The organism is Corynebacterium guaraldiae (genome assembly GCF_053480195.1).
Genome location: NZ_JBRBAU010000011.1, coordinates 24449 through 41020, shown reverse-complemented (window position 1 = coordinate 41020; position 16572 = coordinate 24449). Strand labels below are relative to the sequence as shown.

Genomic DNA, 16572 nt, shown 5'->3' with positions numbered 1-16572 from the left:
CATGACGAGTCCGAACCACGCCCCTGAGCCCCAGCACGAGTCGGCCCCGGATGATCGCCCGACGACCCAGTTTTCTGTACAGCCGGACTCACAGCCGCCAACGTCGGTGGAGTCTTCCCAGTCCGGTTCGAAGACGGACGCCGGTTCCATCGGGCTCATCGTCTTGGTCATTCTCGCTGTCATTGCCAGCCTGGTTATGTTGGTTTCGGGCTCAGCGAATGCGCTGAAGATCGCTTTGCTCGCCTCCCTGTGGGCCGCGGTTCTGGGCTTCTTCCTGGTGGTGCGCTACCGCCGTCAGGCCCATGAGGCCAACGAGCTTCTGGCGGTGGAGCGCGCCCATGCCGCTTCCTCACTGACCGCCTCCGGATCTTCCACAGCAGACAATAGCGAGGTTCTGGCGGAGATCCGTTCTGAACTAGAAGCCATCCGCGCCCAGATCGAGGAGATCTCCGGGCGCGAGTGGGTCTACGAACCTGCCGCCCTGTACGCGGAGGCCCGCCGTATCCAGGAGCTGGAGCGCAAGGCCGGCGGCGCGAGCGTGGATGAGCGTGGCGATGCCACCAACGTGAACTTCACTCAGAAGTCCGGTGGCGCGCCTTCTGCCGACGCCGTGGCAGGCCGCCTCGGCTCGCAGCCGACCCACCCGGTGAGCAACCCGCTGGATAATCTGCTGGCGGATAATGCCCGTGCCAACACTCAGCAGCCGGCGGCGAAGCCAGCCGAGCAACGTGCCGCGAAACCCGCGGATCAGCAGGGCACCCGCCCGGCTTCTGCTCCATCTCCCTTCGGCGCGCCGCAGCCCTCTGAGAACCGTCCGCCGGCGTTTCGCCCCATGGGTGAACCGCAGCAGAAGCCACAGCCCAAGGCAGAACAGCCACAGGCACGTGCTGAGCAGAAGCTGCAGCAGTCCCAGCCAAAGACACAGCCGAAGGCGCCGGAGTTTAAGACCGATAGCTTCCAGGCCGTGCAGTGGAACCAGGGTGCCGCAGGCGCGCAGCACGTCAAGGAAGATGCTGGCCCCGCACAGCCGCACCACCGCCATCGCAAGCCGGAAGCAGATACCGCACAGCCCGACACACGTGGCCGCCGTCGTAGCGATGAACACCGCGAGGGCGCGGTCTCCGTGGCTGAACTCATGGCGCGTAGCAAGCGCCGGAAAGAACAGCAGAACAAGGACGTGAAGAAGTAGATGTCTGCTCCGCGCATGCGTGTGGCAGTGTGGGGTGATTCCCGAGCCGGCATTAACTTCGCCCTCCGTCTGGAGATGGCTGGCCACACCATTGAGAAGCTTGAGGACCCCGCCCAGCTGGACCGCTTCGATGCGCTGATTCTCGCCGCGACGGCGAGGGAGCTCGAGGGGGCGGTGGGGGACGTCGAAAAGCACGTGCGCCCCAAGCAAATCGTCATCCACACCTCATTGCTGGCTGGGGTGGAAGCCCTGGATGAGCTGGAAACACGCGGGTGCCTGACGATTGCCGCAGCGCCCCTGGGAGACTCCTACGCGGTGGGCACCCTCGATGAGGTGGCGGAGACCGTCATTGGGTTGCTGCTCTCGGAGATTCACCAAACTGCAGAAACGGTGCCGGCGGCACAGCGCGCTGAACGAGCGGCGCGGCTGTACTACGCGGAAATGCTTGGCGTGTTGAGTGCCTGGGCCTCTGTAGAGGCGAAGATCATCGAAGACTTCATGGGCAGCGATTTTGAGCTTGACGCTGATGACATCATCGCGGCCTATCCCGCCGCGGTGGAGCTCGGCATGGCGCGCAACTACCGCGATGTCGCCCGCATGGTGGGTGAGAAGAAGAACATGGAAGAACTGGAACTGTGGGCACTAAGAAAGGAAGCGCCGTGGCGGAACAACTCCTAGTGGAGGATATCGAGCGCATCCGCATGGTCGGCAGCGCCTACCGCAAGACGGGCAAGCGCGTGGTTCTCGTGCCGCTGGGCCGCGATATTCACGCCGGGCACCTGGCACTCGTGCAGGCAGCACAACGCGTGCGCGGTGGCATCGTGGTCGTGGCTGTGGATCCCGAGACGGACATCTCTGCCCTCGACGGTGTTGATGTGGTGTGGCGCTATGGCGAGCAGAGCCAGCGCACGCGGGTTCTCGCGCCCGATCACGGCATGGAGGACGTGAGCGCGGAGCTGACCCGCGTTGTGGCGCTGACCTGTGCTTTGGGGCCCAGTGATGTTTTCATGGGGGAGAAGGATTACGAGCTGCTCGTGGCCACTCAGCAGGCCTTTACTGACCTTCACATCGGGGCGCGTGTGCAGGGAGTTCCTTCGGTGCGCATGCCGGACGGAGTGGTGATGAGCCTGCGCAATGCTGACGTCGCACCCGAAGCCCGCGAGCAAGCCAGCGCGCTGTCGGCGGCACTCACCGCCGGTGCGTACGCGGCGGAGTCCGGGGCCGAGGAAGTCGTGCGCGTGACACGTGAGGTGTTGGCCGCCGCGGGCGTGGAACCGGAGTACGTGGAGCTGCGCGGGCGCGACCTGGGTGAGGCCCCCGCAGAGGGCGATGCCCGCCTCTTTATCGCCGCTACCGTGGGTGGGGTGCGGCTCATCGATAACGCGGGCGTGCCGTTGGGCATTGGCTTCCGTAACTTAGAACAGCGCGGATAAAAGTCTGTGGCGCAGGTCTCCACCAGTTAGGTTGGAGGCATGAAGATTGGAATTCTGGGAGCCGGCGCCATCGGCGGATACTTTGGCGGAAAACTGAAAGCAGCGGGCCACGACGTCGCCTTCGTCGCTCGCGGTGAGACCTTACGGGTGTTGGGGGAGACGGGCGTGACGCTGATCGACGCCCACGCGGAACCCACAACCACCGAAGTTATAAAGGTCCCGGCTGCGCACACCTTTGCTGAGGTCAAAGAACTCTTGGGTGGGCTGGACGTGGCAATTATTGCCTCGAAGGCGCTGCCGGGCAACGAGACCTTTGGCAGCGCGGAGGACCGCGAGGCCCTGCAGGGAATCCCGGTGGTGACCACGCACAACTCGGTCGAGATTCCGTACCTGGCGGCCGAGGAATTCGGGGAAGAAAACATCCTCGCCGGTGTCGCTCGCGTCTATGCCACTCGCCTGGAGCCGGCGCAGATCAAGCGCAACCCAGGGCCCTTGGCTTTGGCCTTTGGTCCGCTGAGTGCTGAGGCGCCGGAGTCCCTGCGCCGCACGGGCGAGGAGCTGGCGGCCGCGCTGAAGGAGGCGGGGGCTTCCAGCAAATTCCACGACGCCGCGCTTGTCGACGTCTGGTCGAAAGCCATGTTCGTCACCCCGACAGGCACTCTAGGCGCCTTGGTGGACAAACCGATTGGGTACCTCTGCCAGGAAATCCCCGGCCAGCTCGAGGTATTCATGCGGGAAGTCGAGGCCGTCGGGCGCGCACTCGGCGTGGAGCTGCCGGAGAACGTGGTGGAACAGACCATGGAGTTTGCCCGCCAGCAGCACCCGGACAGCACGTCCTCAATGCAGCGCGATATCAAGGAAGGATTGCCCAACGAATTAGACGCCCAGGTCGGAGCGATCCGACGCATGGGCGTCAAAGCTGGGGTTGCAACCCCGTTGTGGGACTTCGCACAGGAGGTGCTGGAGGCGCAGCTGCGCACCGCCTAAGAGTGTGCACTGCGCAGCGTCGGTGCCTTATTCGGTACCGATCTTGCCGCCCTTCTTCCACACCACAACCACGGCCGGGCGCGGGGTGGACTTACCGCCATCAGGCCAGTGGGAGGTGGCCTTGTCGAAGGTGGCGTCATCAGACTCGCCCGGGTGCTGAACGTTGACCATGACGCGGTCATCGTCGACGATCGGGCCACAGGTCTCCGCGCCCGCCGGGACGGTGAGGAAGCACTTGAGCTCGCCGCGGGTCTCGCCCTCGGTGGTCACGGCGTAGAGGCCGTCGTTAGAGTCCAGCGCGTTGCCGTCAGTGGAGATCCACAGGTTGCCGTGGTTGTCGAAGGCCAGGTTATCCGGGCAGGAAATCGGGGAGACCTTCTCCTTGTCGAAGCCGCCGAAGTAGGTGCTGGCCTCACGCGGGTCACCGCAGACCAGGAAGAGGTTCCAGGTGAACTTCTCACCGGCGTGGTCATCCTCGAGCTCCATGACGAGGCCGTTCTTGTTCTCCTTGACCGGAGCCCATTCCTTGGCGTCTTCCTTGTTCTTCTTAGCGTTCTCGCCGGTGGCGCCGCGGTACTTATTGTTGGTCAGCGCGATGTAGACCTTCTCGGTCTCCGGGTGAACCTGGACGTCTTCCGGGCGGTCCATCTTGGTGGCGCCCACCTTGTCGGCGGCCTCACGGGTAAAGACGGCGACCTCTTCGGCGGACATGCCGTCCACGTGGGACTCGAACTTGTTGTTCTCAGTATCGGAGGTCAGCAGCTTGACCCACTCGCCGCTGCCATCGAAAGCGCCGTCCTCCGGCAGGACACCAGAGCCGTCGATTTCCTTCTCCGGGGAGTTGCCCTCCATCTTGGCCACGTACAAGGTGCCGTGGTCCAGGATGGTCATGTTGTGCTCGAGATCGCCTTCCTTGTACTTCTTGGTGGAGACGAACTTGTAGACGTACTCGAAGCGGGAGTCATCGCCGGAGTAGCACACCACGGTGCCATCCTTGGTGATGTGGATGTTGCCGGCCTCGTGCTTGAAGCGGCCCACTGCGGTGTGCTTGATCGGGGTGGACTTCGGGTCCAGCGGGTTGATCTCCACGAGCCAGCCAAAGCGGTTCGGCTCGTTCGGCTCCTTGGTCACATCAAAGCGGTCATCGTACTTTTCCCACTTGCGGTCGGACGGGCCTTCCTCGATGCCGAAGCGCTTGAGGGATTCAGCAGCCTTCTTATCCTTGATGTCGCCGCCGGCGAAGTATTGGTCGAAGTTCTCTTCGCCGGAGAGCATGGTGTTCCACGGGGTCACGCCGCCGGAGCAGTTGTTGAGGGTACCCAGGACCTTCTCACCCTTCGGGTCGGCGGAGGTCTTCACCAGGTCAGTGCCCTTAGCTGGGCCCACCAGGGTGAACGGGGTGGTGGCGGTGATGCGGCGGTTGAGCGGGCCGAACTCACGCTTGAGCTCGCCGGAGCCCTTGACCTTGGACACCTCGAGGATAGTGTGGCCGTGACCGGCCCAGCCGATCTTCACCTGTTCCTCGGTGGGGTTCTCCGGATCGTAGTCCGGGAACATCATCGGCTCGGTGGTGTACTCGTGCGAGCACATGTAGATCATGCGGTTCTTGTCATCCGGGTGCTCGATGAGGCCGGCGAAGTCATTGTTGAAGCCGAACTGCTTCTCCGCCGCTTCGGCGGTCTGGTTGTTGACGTCGAATTCCGGAGCGCCCTCGATGACTGGGTCACCCCAGGCAATCAGAACGGACTGCTCATAGCCCTTCGGGATGACGACCTCATCCTTGGTATTGGCCTCAACGGCTTCAAAGTGCATGCCTTCGGCGGAGGTGAGCTCGATGTCGGAGCCCTTAACTTCGCTGGTCTTGTTGGAGGAGCCGCCCGCCGCAGACCCGTTGTCATCCGGAGCAGCGCATGCAGCCAGCGCAGAGGAACCACCAACGGCGACGACAGCCAAGCCACCGGCGCGCAGGGCGGTACGGCGGGAGAACTGGTCGCCGAAGTAAGGGTTGTCGGAGGTGTTCTCGCATTCGCCGAAACAGGCATTACCGCACTTGTAGGTGCAGGTAAGAGAAGAACGAGACGAGGTGAACATGTTAGCCAAGAGATTACGGCCGTTGAGTGCCATGAAAGTTATGCTCCAAAAATCGAAAATCGTTGGTTGCGCAAGGGGATGTCGCAACGAAGTGTCGCAACGGACGTCATGAGTTAATACGGTTGAGATGACCGCGCGGTTGATCCTGTCTAACCGCTAGATGAACACTCTGTGAACCGGGATCGCGCCAGCGTATAGGGATCGACTACCCTAGACAACCGTGAGCGAGAAGAAGAATACTGAAGTTACTGACGTCCCCGAGCAGCTGCGCATTCGCCGCGAGAAGCGTGCCCGACTGTTGGAGTCCGGCACCGAGCCCTATCCGGTGACCGTAGACCGCACGATCTCTCTGCGGGATCTTCGCCAGCAGTTCCAGGTAGTGGCCGAAGGCGAGGAACCGGCCGCGGAAGAGGGCGTTACCTACCTCAGCGCTGGTGAGGAGACTGACGTTGAGGTGGCCATCGCCGGCCGCCTCATCTTCATGCGCAATACCGGCAAGCTGTGCTTCGCCACCCTGCAGGATGGCGACGGTACCCAGGTGCAGGCCATGCTGTCCCTTGCAGAGGTAGGGGAGGAGCGCCTAGCCGCGTGGAAGTCCGACGTTGACTTGGGTGATTTCATCTCCGTGCACGGCCGAGTAATTGCCTCGCGCCGCGGCGAGCTCTCCGTCATGGCTAGCGAATGGACCATGGCGGCGAAGTCCTTGCGCCCGCTTCCGGTGTCCTTCGCTGACATGAATGAGGAAACCCGCGTGCGCCAGCGCTACAACGACCTCATCGTGCGCGAGGAAGCCCGCAAGAATGCCATGACCCGCGTCAAGGTCATGCGTGCACTGCGCAACTACCTGGAGGATGAGGGCTTCGTAGAGATCGAAACCCCGATGCTGCAGACCCTCCACGGCGGTGCAGCAGCCCGCCCGTTCGTAACGCACTCCAATGCTTTGGACATTGACCTGTACCTGCGCATCGCGCCGGAGCTCTTCCTTAAGCGCGCCGTCGTCGGCGGCATCGATCGCGTCTTTGAGATCAACCGCAACTTCCGCAACGAGGGCGTCGACCGCTCCCACTCCCCGGAATTCGCCATGCTGGAGACCTACGCCGCGTGGGGCGACTACAACGATTGCGCCCGTACCACCCGTGAGTCCATCCAGTCGGTGGCACGTGCGGTCTTCGGTTCCACCACCGTCACCTTGGCGGATGGCACTGAGTATGACTTCGGTGGTGAAGAGTGGCCGGAGATTGAAATGTACCCCTCACTCAACGAGGCTCTGCAACGCAAGTTCCCGGGCCAGCCGGAGGTCACCATCGACTCCACCGTCGAGGAGCTGAAGGCGCTTGCCGACGTCATCGGGCTCGACGTCCCGAAGGACGGCGGCTGGGGCCACGGCAAGCTGGTGGAAGAGATCTGGGAGGTGCTCTGCGAGGACCAGCTCGAGGGCCCGATCTTTGTGAAGAACTTCCCGGTCGAGACCTCTCCGCTGACCCGCCAGCACCGCTCCCTGCCGGGTGTGACCGAGAAGTGGGATCTCTACGTGCGCGGCTTCGAGCTGGCTACCGGATACTCGGAGCTGGTGGATCCCGTTATCCAGCGCGAGCGCTTTGAGGATCAGGCGCGCTTGGCCGCCGGCGGTGATGAGGAAGCCATGGTCTTGGACGAGGACTTCCTCGCCGCCATGGAGCAGGGAATGCCTCCGACAGCCGGCACGGGCATGGGCATCGACCGCCTGCTCATGGCCCTGACTGGCCTGGGTATCCGTGAGACCGTGCTCTTCCCGATTGTGAAGCCGGAGAAGTAGGCCCGAGGCCAACTCGCACAGAGCTCACCCCGCGGCACATTCCGCGCGCAACGCACAAGCCACCAGCCCCACAGCTGAAGGCTTGTGCGTTGTTGTTTTGCAGCCTCCAGTTTGTTGCCACAGCGCACATCACTCAGCGAGAAGCCTGCCTGCGTGGAAAAATACAAAGCATGAAAAAGCTACTCTCTCTTCTCACACTGCCGCTTGTAACGGCTGGCTTGGTTGCGTGTTCTTCTGATGAAGGAACCGAGGAAACCCATCGATTCGAAGTTGTGGAGTCCTCCGGTTCTCAAAGCAGTGCGCAAAGCTCTGAAAGCGCCGAAGAAAGCGATTCCACAGATCGCGAGCCGGAGTTTGGCTCTCAATCTTCCGGACTCAAAGAGCGCGATGCCGAGGACTTCCGCGCCACTGGGTTCAGGTATGAGACCACGGTTGCTTGGGGAGTGAGGAGCCCAGACGGCAGGGTGTCGTGTTCTCTGACTGAGGGCTCTAAAGGGCCTTGGTGCAGCGTTGGCTTTGAGAACCCGCCTATCCTGCCTGACCCCGAGAACCCGCAATGGGAAGCGAACATGGTTTCCTTCAAAGATGGCGCAGGCTTCTTCCCCAACGGCGTGGTGGATGCCGGCGACCAGGTTCCATCGCAGCAGCTGGGGGAAGGCGAGAAGGTCGAAATAGACGGTGTGGTTTTTGAAGCCCCCAGCGCAGATGAATTCACCGTTCAGGCCCAAGGGCACCAGTTCACCGTGAAATACGGCGGCCAGTTTTCGGCGGATACCTATCCTTTTAAACCGGACTCCAATGGCTATGCGCCCGTGGGTACCGTCTGCGGCGAGGCTGACACCAATTTTGGCCGTCAGAAAGTCTTTGTGCAGACAGACGGGACGAATTGCACGACTGCAATGGACATCGTGGACAAGTACTTCAACTACGAGTGGGACATCAAAGAAATGAACTCTCGCGGAATTTTGGAGCTTGACGGCTGGAAGTGTTCCTACCGAGAACCGGAGTACATTGACATGCCGGATCCGGATGCACGCCGTCTGCACTGCGGTGATTTGTCCGGTAATGGTCGGGTCATTCTTCTCGACGCTGTACACCCAGATGTTCCGAAATACACATATAACTACTAGCGCAGCACTAATTCGTGGGACGATGATTGTTATGAAGAAGCTTCTCTCTATCCTTTCTGCCTCCCTCATGGCCTGCGCCGTGGCTTCGTGTTCTTCCACGAGCGAACCGGCGGGCGATGAGCCACAGTTTCAACAGAACTCAGCCAGCTCCACTAGCTCTGAGTCTGCCTCCAGTAGCTCTACTGAGGCCGCGGCGTCGAGCAGCGCCAAGCCCGATAAAGACAAACCCGGCGGATTGAAGGAACGCGATCCGAAGGACTTTATGGCCGGCGGTGATCGGGCGAGTATTCCGAACCCCATCCCGGCCGTCAAGAGCCCTGATGGGCGCGTCCTCTGCCTCATTCACGAAGAGACTGACGGCCCAAACTGCAAGGTGGAGTTTGCTGATCCGCCAATCTATCCGGGGCCAGTCATGCAAAGCTGGAGGTCAAACGCGGTGAGCTACCGCAGTGACCGTGGCTTCTTCCCTGTGTGGGCCATCGAGTTCTATAGGCCCACCGAGGTTGAAACGCTCAACGAGGGCGAGACCGTGAGCTTTGACGGTGGAACCTTTGAGGCGCACAGCGGCAATGAGTTCGTGGTCAAGTCGAACGGGCACCACTTCACCGTCAAGGATGATGGACAGTACTACTCCGATACCTTCCCGGCGAAACCGGACGCGGATGGCATTGCCAACACCGGTGCGGTGTGTGGTGAGAGCGGCACGCGTGGTGAAGACACCGGTTTGGTCTACGTGCAAGAGGACGGCACGAATTGCAATGACGCCATGGAATTGTTGGATGAATACGCCAACCATGATTGGCAGGCTGGCGAGGGCGGAAGCCGTGGCCACCTCGAGACTGACCTAGGACACTGTGCATACGGTGCGCCGAAACTGTGGGAGGATACCCCAGAAAACCGGCTGCTGGGCTGCAGCCTGGATAGCGGTGGCAGCGTCGTGGTCATCACGTCCCGCAACATGGAAACGATTCCTTAAAACCCCACCACCTGCCGGGGAGCGAGGAAACCTCGCTGCCCCGGCTCATGTGGCATCCCCGGCTACCTTGCGAGTACTCTAAACTCCTTGCGCGCTGGCATCGGAAGCGTTGGCGCGAGTATCCCCAGAGCAGAGAAAAGAAAGGTGTGGCTGGCCGCATGTCCGCTGAGATTCCCTCCAAGGTAGTCATCAACCTCAGCATCCTGGTGCTGGGAGCGATGGTCATGATTCTCAACGAGACCTCGCTGTCCGTCGCACTACCAGCCATCATGGCGGACTATGGCATCCCCGCCACGAGCGCACAGTGGTTGTTGACGGGATTCATGCTCACCATGGCCGTCGTCATTCCGACCACCGGTTACCTGCTGGAGAGGCTCACCACGCGCCAGATTTTCTTCGCCTCTGCCGGGTTCTTCCTGGCAGGCACCGTGGTGGCGGCCCTTGCGCCGAGCTTCGTCGCTCTGCTCCTCGGGCGCGTCCTGCAAGCAGGCGGGACTGCGTTGATGATCCCCACTCTCATGACCGTGGCCATGACTCTGGTCCCACCGCAGCGCCGCGGCACGGTGATGGGCATTATTTCTGTGGTTATTTCCGTCGCCCCGGCGCTGGGCCCCACGGTCGGCGGGGCAATCCTCAACCGCTTCACCTGGCACGTCATTTTTTGGGCCATGGTGCCGCTCATCGCTCTCATCCTGGTGGCTGGTCTCTGGCGCCTGAGTGATGTGGGTGAGAACCGCGATACCCCACTCGACGGTCCCTCCGTACTTCTTTCTGCTTGTGCATTTGGCGGTCTGATCTATGGTTTGTCTTCGATTGAAAAGATGCTGCAGGGTGGCGCCTGGGTAGACATCGCCGTCACCGTGGTGGGCGTCATCGCGCTCATCGTCTTCATCCGCCGGCAGCGGCGTCTGGCGCTCGAGGATCGTGCACTAATGGATATGCGCCCCTTCCGCGTTCGCAACTTCACGCTCGCGGTGCTCATCCTGGTATTGTCCTTCGGCCTGATGCTGGGAATGGTTACGGTCTTGCCCATCTACCTGCAGACCACCCTGGGCGTCACCGCCTTTGCCACGGGTTTGGCGGTGATGCCGGGTGGAATTCTCCAAGCATTTCTTTCCCCGATTGTGGGCCGACTCTTCGATTCCTATGGCCCGCGCCCGCTCATGATTCCGGGCTCGCTGTTTATGGTGGCCAGCCTGTGGCTCTTGGCCACCTTGGGCGAGAACTCAGCCGTGTGGATGGTTGTGGGCATGCACGTTCTCTTCTCCTTCGGCATGTGCCTGATGATGACGCCGTTGATGACAACAGCGCTGTCCTCGCTTCCGGAGAAGCTGTATTCGCACGGGTCGGCCATCATGAACACCTTCCAGCAACTGGCGGGTGCGATGGGAACGGCCTTCCTCGTTGTCTTCCTCACGCGCGGCACCCAGGCCGGTGTCGCGGCGGGGATGGGACCAGCCGCAGCGACGGCACAGGGAACGCACTGGGCTTTCCTTTTTGCCGGCGTGGCCGGCACCGCCATTGCGGTGATTGCGCCGCTGCTCAAGCGCGTGAATTAGCCGTGAATCAGCACAGCGGCATGTTCAGCCGAAGCTCCTCTGCGTCCTCACCCCACACGAGGACGGCGTCGGCGGAGTCCTCGGCGCCCATGTAGAACACCGGCTCGGTGTCGGAAACGTCGTAGCTGCGCACGGTGCACTGTCCGTTGGACAGTTCCTGTGCATCCTGCGTCGGGGCGGCTGCATCGCGCTTGGCGACGTCCCCGTACCGCGCCACGGAGTAGCCCACACCGTCACCAACGCAGGTGATCTTCGCGTTCTGACCATCTTCCGGTTCGCGGGCATCACAGGTGGCACCGCTGAAGCCTTCCCCGCCGGGACGGGAGCTGATGAGTCCTGGGTGATCGTCGACAAGCGCCTGCTCCGCCTCGGACCACGCCGGCCGTCCCAAGAAGAACCACAGTAGGCCGCCGATCAGGGCTAAGAGGAGAAGCCCCACGCCGAGCCCGGTGAAGACCTTCTTCTTCGAGGTCGACTTGCGCTTGGTGGAGTCTTTCGCGGGAGCGGATGCTGCGACCTGCGGTTGGGGCTGCGTTCCCCACCCCTCCTGTGGGGCGGGGGCGTAAGGCTGTTCTGGTTGCCACTGCGGCGTGCCCGTTGCGGCGGTGTTCGCGCCAGCGGTATTCGCGCTAGCCGTGTTGGTGCTGGTCGCGCCCGCGCTACGCAGCGAGTCAACGACGGCAGCAGCCGAGGGATAAGCGGCAGCTGCGCGGAAGGAAGGGCAGGCAGCGGCGACGATGCGCGCGAGGCGGTCGATTGCTTCTTTCGCTGTTGCGTTGGGAGCTTCGTTACTTGAGGCTGGTCCGACCGCAGCGAAGAAGGCATTCGAGCGGTTATCGGTCAGGATGATGCGACGCGGATTGAGCGCGCGGATGGCGTAGTTGGCGCGGCCCTTGTTGAGCAGAAAGTCAGTAGCGTCTGCCAATGGAGCAAAGACGGCGAGGGCTTCCTCCCGGGACAGGTGGTGCGCGCCAACGCCGGAGGAGGTGAAGTTAGAAAGCTGCTCGCCCGGCAGGCTGCGGCGCACAAAGAATTCCTGACCGCTGTTCATCGTGCCTGTGCCCACGATGGGTGCGATGGCGCTGTGCTGTAGCTGTCCTACAATGCCGGACTGGCGGAGCACGCCGCGGTGCTCTGGGGCGTAGATTTCCACGAGCATCTCATCGTGTGAGGGATCTTCCACGAGGAAGAGCGCGGAGTCAGCTCCTTGGTCCAAGACTGCCTTTTGGCGCAGCTGGTGCTGGGTGGTGAAAAATTCTGGGAGCATAGACACGGTGAGGGGAAATCCTTCGCGGAGAGTCGACGATGAGATTTATAGAATCCTCTTCATTCTAAGGGGATGAAGCCTCCATGGCAGGCTGGTGCGTGATGCGGGCTTTCTACTGCCTGTTCGCTACCGGCGTACAGTGCCGTTGCCTGCGGAAACGGGGATTTAGGGGAAGTGGGGAGAAAAATCGTGAATGGAGTGTCCGCCCCGCGCGTTAGAGTGGATGACACATTTAAAGCGAAAGGTAAGAGGTAATGTTCGAGAGGTTTACTGACCGTGCTCGCCGCGTCATCGTTTTGGCGCAGGAGGAAGCACGCATGCTCAACCACAATTACATCGGCACCGAGCACATCCTCCTGGGGCTTATCCATGAAGGTGAAGGTGTAGCAGCCAAGGCCTTGGAGTCCATGGGCATCTCGCTGGAGGATGTCCGCCGTGAGGTGGAAGAGATCATTGGTCAAGGTTCTCAGCCGCACACAGGCCACATCCCATTTACCCCGCGCGCCAAGAAGGTCCTCGAGCTCTCGCTGCGTGAGGGCCTCCAGATGGGGCACAAATACATTGGCACCGAGTTCCTGCTCCTCGGCCTCATCCGTGAGGGTGATGGTGTGGCTGCGCAGGTGCTGACCAAGTTGGGTGCTGACTTGCCGCGCGTTCGCCAGCAGGTTATCCAGCTGCTCTCCGGATATGAGGGCAACGAGGGCGAAGGCAACCAGTCCCAGGGCGGTGCCGGCCCGGTTGGCGCTGGTGCTGGCGCTGGCCAGGGCGGCCGTGGCGGCTCGGGCGGCTCCGGTGAGCGTTCCAACTCTCTGGTGCTGGACCAGTTCGGCCGCAACCTCACCCAGGCTGCGCGCGATGGCAAGCTGGACCCAGTGGTGGGCCGCGATTCCGAGATCGAGCGCATTATGCAGGTGCTGTCCCGCCGCACGAAGAATAACCCGGTGCTCATCGGTGAGCCCGGCGTGGGTAAAACCGCCGTGGTCGAAGGCTTGGCTCTCGATATCGTCAACGGCAAGGTCCCGGAGACCCTCAAGGATAAGCAGCTCTACTCGCTGGACCTGGGCTCCCTGGTGGCCGGTTCGCGCTACCGCGGTGACTTTGAGGAACGCCTGAAGAAGGTGCTCAAGGAGATTAACCAGCGCGGTGACATCATCCTCTTCATCGATGAGATCCACACCTTGGTCGGCGCCGGTGCCGCCGAGGGCGCTATCGACGCCGCGTCGCTGCTGAAGCCGAAGCTGGCCCGTGGCGAGCTGCAGACCATCGGTGCCACCACGCTGGATGAGTACCGCAAGCACATTGAGAAGGACGCCGCTCTCGAGCGCCGCTTCCAGCCGGTCAAGGTGGAAGAGCCTTCTCTCGATGACACCATCCTCATCCTCAAAGGCCTGCGCGATAAGTACGAGGCACACCACCGTGTCTCCTATACCGACGAGGCACTGAAGGCGGCGGCCTCCCTGTCTGACCGCTACATCAACGACCGCTTCCTGCCGGATAAGGCCGTGGACCTCCTCGATGAGGCCGGTGCCCGCATGCGTATCAAGCGCATGACCGCTCCGGAGGGCCTGCGCGAGGTCGATGACCGCATCGCTGAGGTCCGCAAGGAGAAGGAAGCTGCGATCGACGCCCAGGACTTTGAGAAGGCCGCTGGCTTGCGCGATAAGGAGCGCAAGCTGGGTGAAGAGCGCGCGGAGAAGGAAAAGCAGTGGCGTTCCGGTGACCTAGAGGAGATCGCTGAGGTCGGTGAGGAACAGATCGCAGAGGTCCTGGCTCACTGGACTGGCATTCCGGTTCTCAAGCTCACGGAGAAGGAATCCAACCGCCTCCTCAACATGGAGGAGGAGCTGCACAAGCGCATCATTGGCCAGGACGAAGCCGTCAAGGCTGTGTCCCGCGCCATTCGCCGCACCCGTGCTGGTCTGAAGGATCCGCGCCGTCCTTCCGGTTCCTTCATCTTCGCCGGCCCGTCCGGTGTGGGTAAGACGGAGTTGTCGAAGTCCTTGGCTAACTTCCTCTTCGGTTCGGATGATGACCTTATCCAGATCGATATGGGTGAGTTCCACGACCGCTTCACCGCCTCCCGTCTCTTCGGTGCTCCTCCGGGATACGTCGGCTACGAGGAAGGCGGCCAGCTGACGGAGAAGGTCCGCCGTAAGCCGTTCTCCGTGGTCCTCTTCGACGAGATCGAGAAGGCCCACAAGGAGATCTACAACACCTTGCTGCAGGTGCTGGAGGACGGCCGCCTGACCGATGGCCAGGGCCGCATCGTGGACTTCAAGAATACGGTGCTCATCTTCACCTCCAACCTGGGCACCCAGGACATCTCGAAGGCCGTGGGCTTGGGCTTCACCGGCTCCTCGGAGAATGATTCGGATGCGCAGTATGAGCGCATGAAGAACAAGGTCAACGACGAGCTGAAGAAGCACTTCCGCCCTGAGTTCCTCAACCGTATCGATGAGATTGTGGTCTTCCACCAGCTCACCCAGGAGCAGATCGTCGAGATGGTGGAGCTGCTCATCGGACGCGTCGAGAAGCAGCTTTCCGAGCGTGACATGGGCATCGAGCTCACCCAGAAGGCCAAGGATCTTCTTGCCAAGCGTGGCTTCGATCCGGTCTTGGGCGCTCGCCCGTTGCGCCGCACCATCCAGCGCGAGATTGAGGACCAGCTCTCCGAGAAGATCCTCTTCGGTGAAATTGGCGCCGGTGAGATCATCACCGTGGATGTTGAAGGCTGGGATGGTGAGTCCAAGGACAACTCTTCCGCAACCTTTACCTTCACCCCGCGTCCGCGCCCGCTGCCGGAGGACACCTTCGACAAGGAGCTCGAGGAAACCGCCGTGCGCGAGGCCGATGAGGAACTAGCCACCGAGATCGATGAGGGATCCCACGGTCCGAATTCCGATGGTCCTGACACCGTCACCCCGGATGTCCTCGATGAGTCTGGTAGCGACTCCGCCGAGGAATCCCACAACAACGATGGTGATGACGGCAATCCGCCGCCGGCTGGTGCCGGTGCTGGCCAGCCGCTCTAAGCGCTGACTTGGGCCCCGCGCTGGGCCTATAAGGATTAGCCCCGAACCGCATGCGAGTGACACTCCGTGCGGTTCGGGGCTTTCTTTGCGTGACCGGTGGGCGGGACGGCCCGGTGGGCGGCGTGCCCACAACTAGAACAGAATCAGCACACTGTCTCGTGGGATTCGTGTTCTGGGGGCTCGATTTGGATGGTGGAGTGCTCGATGCCATGTTCGCGCAGAACGTGCTGGGCGGCATCTAACAGCGGACCGGTGTCGACGGTGCCGTCGCGCACGATGTGCACGGTCGTGAGAACGTTGACTCCGTCCAGGCTCCACAGGTGCAGGTCATGGATGTCGGCAACGCCTTCGACCCGACGCAGCACGGGTTCGATCACGCTGGCGTCGAAGCCCGCCGGAACCTGCTCGAGCAGAACGCTTGCCGACAACCGCATGAGCTGCCACGCGCGTGGGAGCACCATCGCCGCGATGACTAAAGAGGCGATCACGTCCGCCGCCACAAATCCCGTGGTCAGCACCACGATGCCCGCTACGATCACCGCGACCGAGCCGAGCAAGTCCACCAGTACGTGTAAGAACGCGCCTTCCACGTTGATCGAGGACTCGCGGTGCCGGTGCAGCACCCACGCCGAGAGCGCATTGGCTACCAGGCCGATCACCGCGATGATCAGCATCGCCTTGCCCTGTACCTCGGCCGGGCTCTGCAGGCGGCGCACCGCCTCGACGACAATCCACACTGAGATTGCCAGCACCATTACTGCGTTGGCTAGCGCCGCAAGTACCTCTACTCGCCGGTAGCCGTAGGTGGCCTGGGCTGATGCTTGGCGCCGCCCAACCAACACTGCGATCACCGCAATGATGAGTCCCGCGGCGTCGGAAAGCATGTGCATCGCATCCGCCATCAGTGCCATCGAGCCCGCCAACCATCCGCCGATTAGCTCCGCGAAGAAGACAATGCCGGTAATACTGAGCGCAATCAGGAGCGCGCGCAGCGGCGTGCTGGAGTGATCATGGTCGTGGTGCTCGTGTGCCATGCACTCAGCCTATCACCACCAACGCTTATTGACAATAAAATGAAAACGTATGGCGGCGGGCAAAAGTGTGCGTTCTAGC

General features: G+C 61.9%; 12 protein-coding genes. 9 read left to right on the top strand and 3 right to left on the bottom strand.

What is annotated here, in order from left to right:
• The first annotated feature begins 1 nt into the window (after position 1).
• The 4 genes from ACUY3D_RS09520 to ACUY3D_RS09505 are packed head-to-tail and all read left to right on the top strand — an operon-like array spanning position 2 to position 3609.
• On the top strand, positions 2 to 1189 hold the full coding sequence (locus ACUY3D_RS09520; protein ID WP_448240978.1) for a DUF6779 domain-containing protein: 1188 nt from the start codon (positions 2 to 4) through the stop codon (positions 1187 to 1189).
• Positions 1190 to 1867 (top strand): Rossmann-fold NAD(P)-binding domain-containing protein, encoded by a 678-nt coding sequence (locus ACUY3D_RS09515; RefSeq protein WP_101736052.1) that lies wholly within the window; start codon positions 1190 to 1192, stop codon positions 1865 to 1867.
• Positions 1849 to 2622 (top strand): pantoate--beta-alanine ligase, encoded by a 774-nt coding sequence (locus tag ACUY3D_RS09510; RefSeq protein WP_448240976.1) that lies wholly within the window; start codon positions 1849 to 1851, stop codon positions 2620 to 2622. Before ACUY3D_RS09515 ends, ACUY3D_RS09510 begins: the two co-directional genes overlap by 19 nt.
• 39 nt (positions 2623 to 2661) lie before the next feature.
• Complete coding sequence (locus ACUY3D_RS09505; RefSeq protein ID WP_448240975.1) at positions 2662 to 3609, top strand: 2-dehydropantoate 2-reductase; 948 nt, start codon at positions 2662 to 2664, stop codon at positions 3607 to 3609.
• Positions 3610 to 3636: 27 nt separating this feature from the next.
• On the opposite strand, the gene ACUY3D_RS09500 is transcribed toward ACUY3D_RS09505, so the two are convergent.
• Positions 3637 to 5733 (bottom strand): PhoX family protein, encoded by a 2097-nt coding sequence (locus ACUY3D_RS09500; RefSeq protein WP_070532262.1) that lies wholly within the window; start codon positions 5731 to 5733, stop codon positions 3637 to 3639.
• Between the two features lie 187 nt (positions 5734 to 5920).
• Here ACUY3D_RS09500 and lysS point away from each other — a divergent pair, with 187 nt between their 5' ends.
• From lysS to ACUY3D_RS09480, 4 genes are all read left to right on the top strand, one after another.
• A complete protein-coding gene (gene lysS / locus ACUY3D_RS09495; RefSeq protein WP_070532265.1) occupies positions 5921 to 7495 on the top strand; it encodes a lysine--tRNA ligase in 1575 nt (524 codons plus the stop codon).
• 170 nt (positions 7496 to 7665) lie between these two features.
• Positions 7666 to 8625 carry a hypothetical protein gene (locus ACUY3D_RS09490; protein ID WP_070532267.1) on the top strand — a complete coding sequence of 320 codons (960 nt, stop codon included), beginning with the start codon at positions 7666 to 7668 and terminating at the stop codon, positions 8623 to 8625.
• A 31-nt stretch (positions 8626 to 8656) separates the two neighbouring features.
• On the top strand, positions 8657 to 9601 hold the full coding sequence (locus tag ACUY3D_RS09485) for a hypothetical protein (RefSeq protein WP_070532269.1): 945 nt from the start codon (positions 8657 to 8659) through the stop codon (positions 9599 to 9601).
• A gap of 158 nt (positions 9602 to 9759) precedes the next feature.
• A complete protein-coding gene (locus tag ACUY3D_RS09480; RefSeq protein WP_070523012.1) occupies positions 9760 to 11160 on the top strand; it encodes an MDR family MFS transporter in 1401 nt (466 codons plus the stop codon).
• Positions 11161 to 11167: 7 nt separating this feature from the next.
• Here the strand turns inward: ACUY3D_RS09480 and ACUY3D_RS09475 are convergent, their stop codons facing one another.
• Positions 11168 to 12427: a serine/threonine protein kinase gene (locus ACUY3D_RS09475; RefSeq protein ID WP_448241012.1), complete on the bottom strand. Its 1260-nt coding sequence runs from the start codon at positions 12425 to 12427 to the stop codon at positions 11168 to 11170.
• Positions 12428 to 12681: 254 nt separating this feature from the next.
• On the opposite strand from ACUY3D_RS09475, the gene ACUY3D_RS09470 reads away from it, so the two are divergent.
• Positions 12682 to 15459 (top strand): ATP-dependent Clp protease ATP-binding subunit, encoded by a 2778-nt coding sequence (locus ACUY3D_RS09470; protein ID WP_070522758.1) that lies wholly within the window; start codon positions 12682 to 12684, stop codon positions 15457 to 15459.
• Positions 15460 to 15602: 143 nt separating this feature from the next.
• Here the strand turns inward: ACUY3D_RS09470 and ACUY3D_RS09465 are convergent, their stop codons facing one another.
• The gene (locus tag ACUY3D_RS09465) at positions 15603 to 16493 is read right to left on the bottom strand and encodes a cation diffusion facilitator family transporter (protein WP_070522760.1); all 891 of its coding nucleotides are present in this window, start codon (positions 16491 to 16493) and stop codon (positions 15603 to 15605) included.
• Positions 16494 to 16572: the final 79 nt, after the last annotated feature.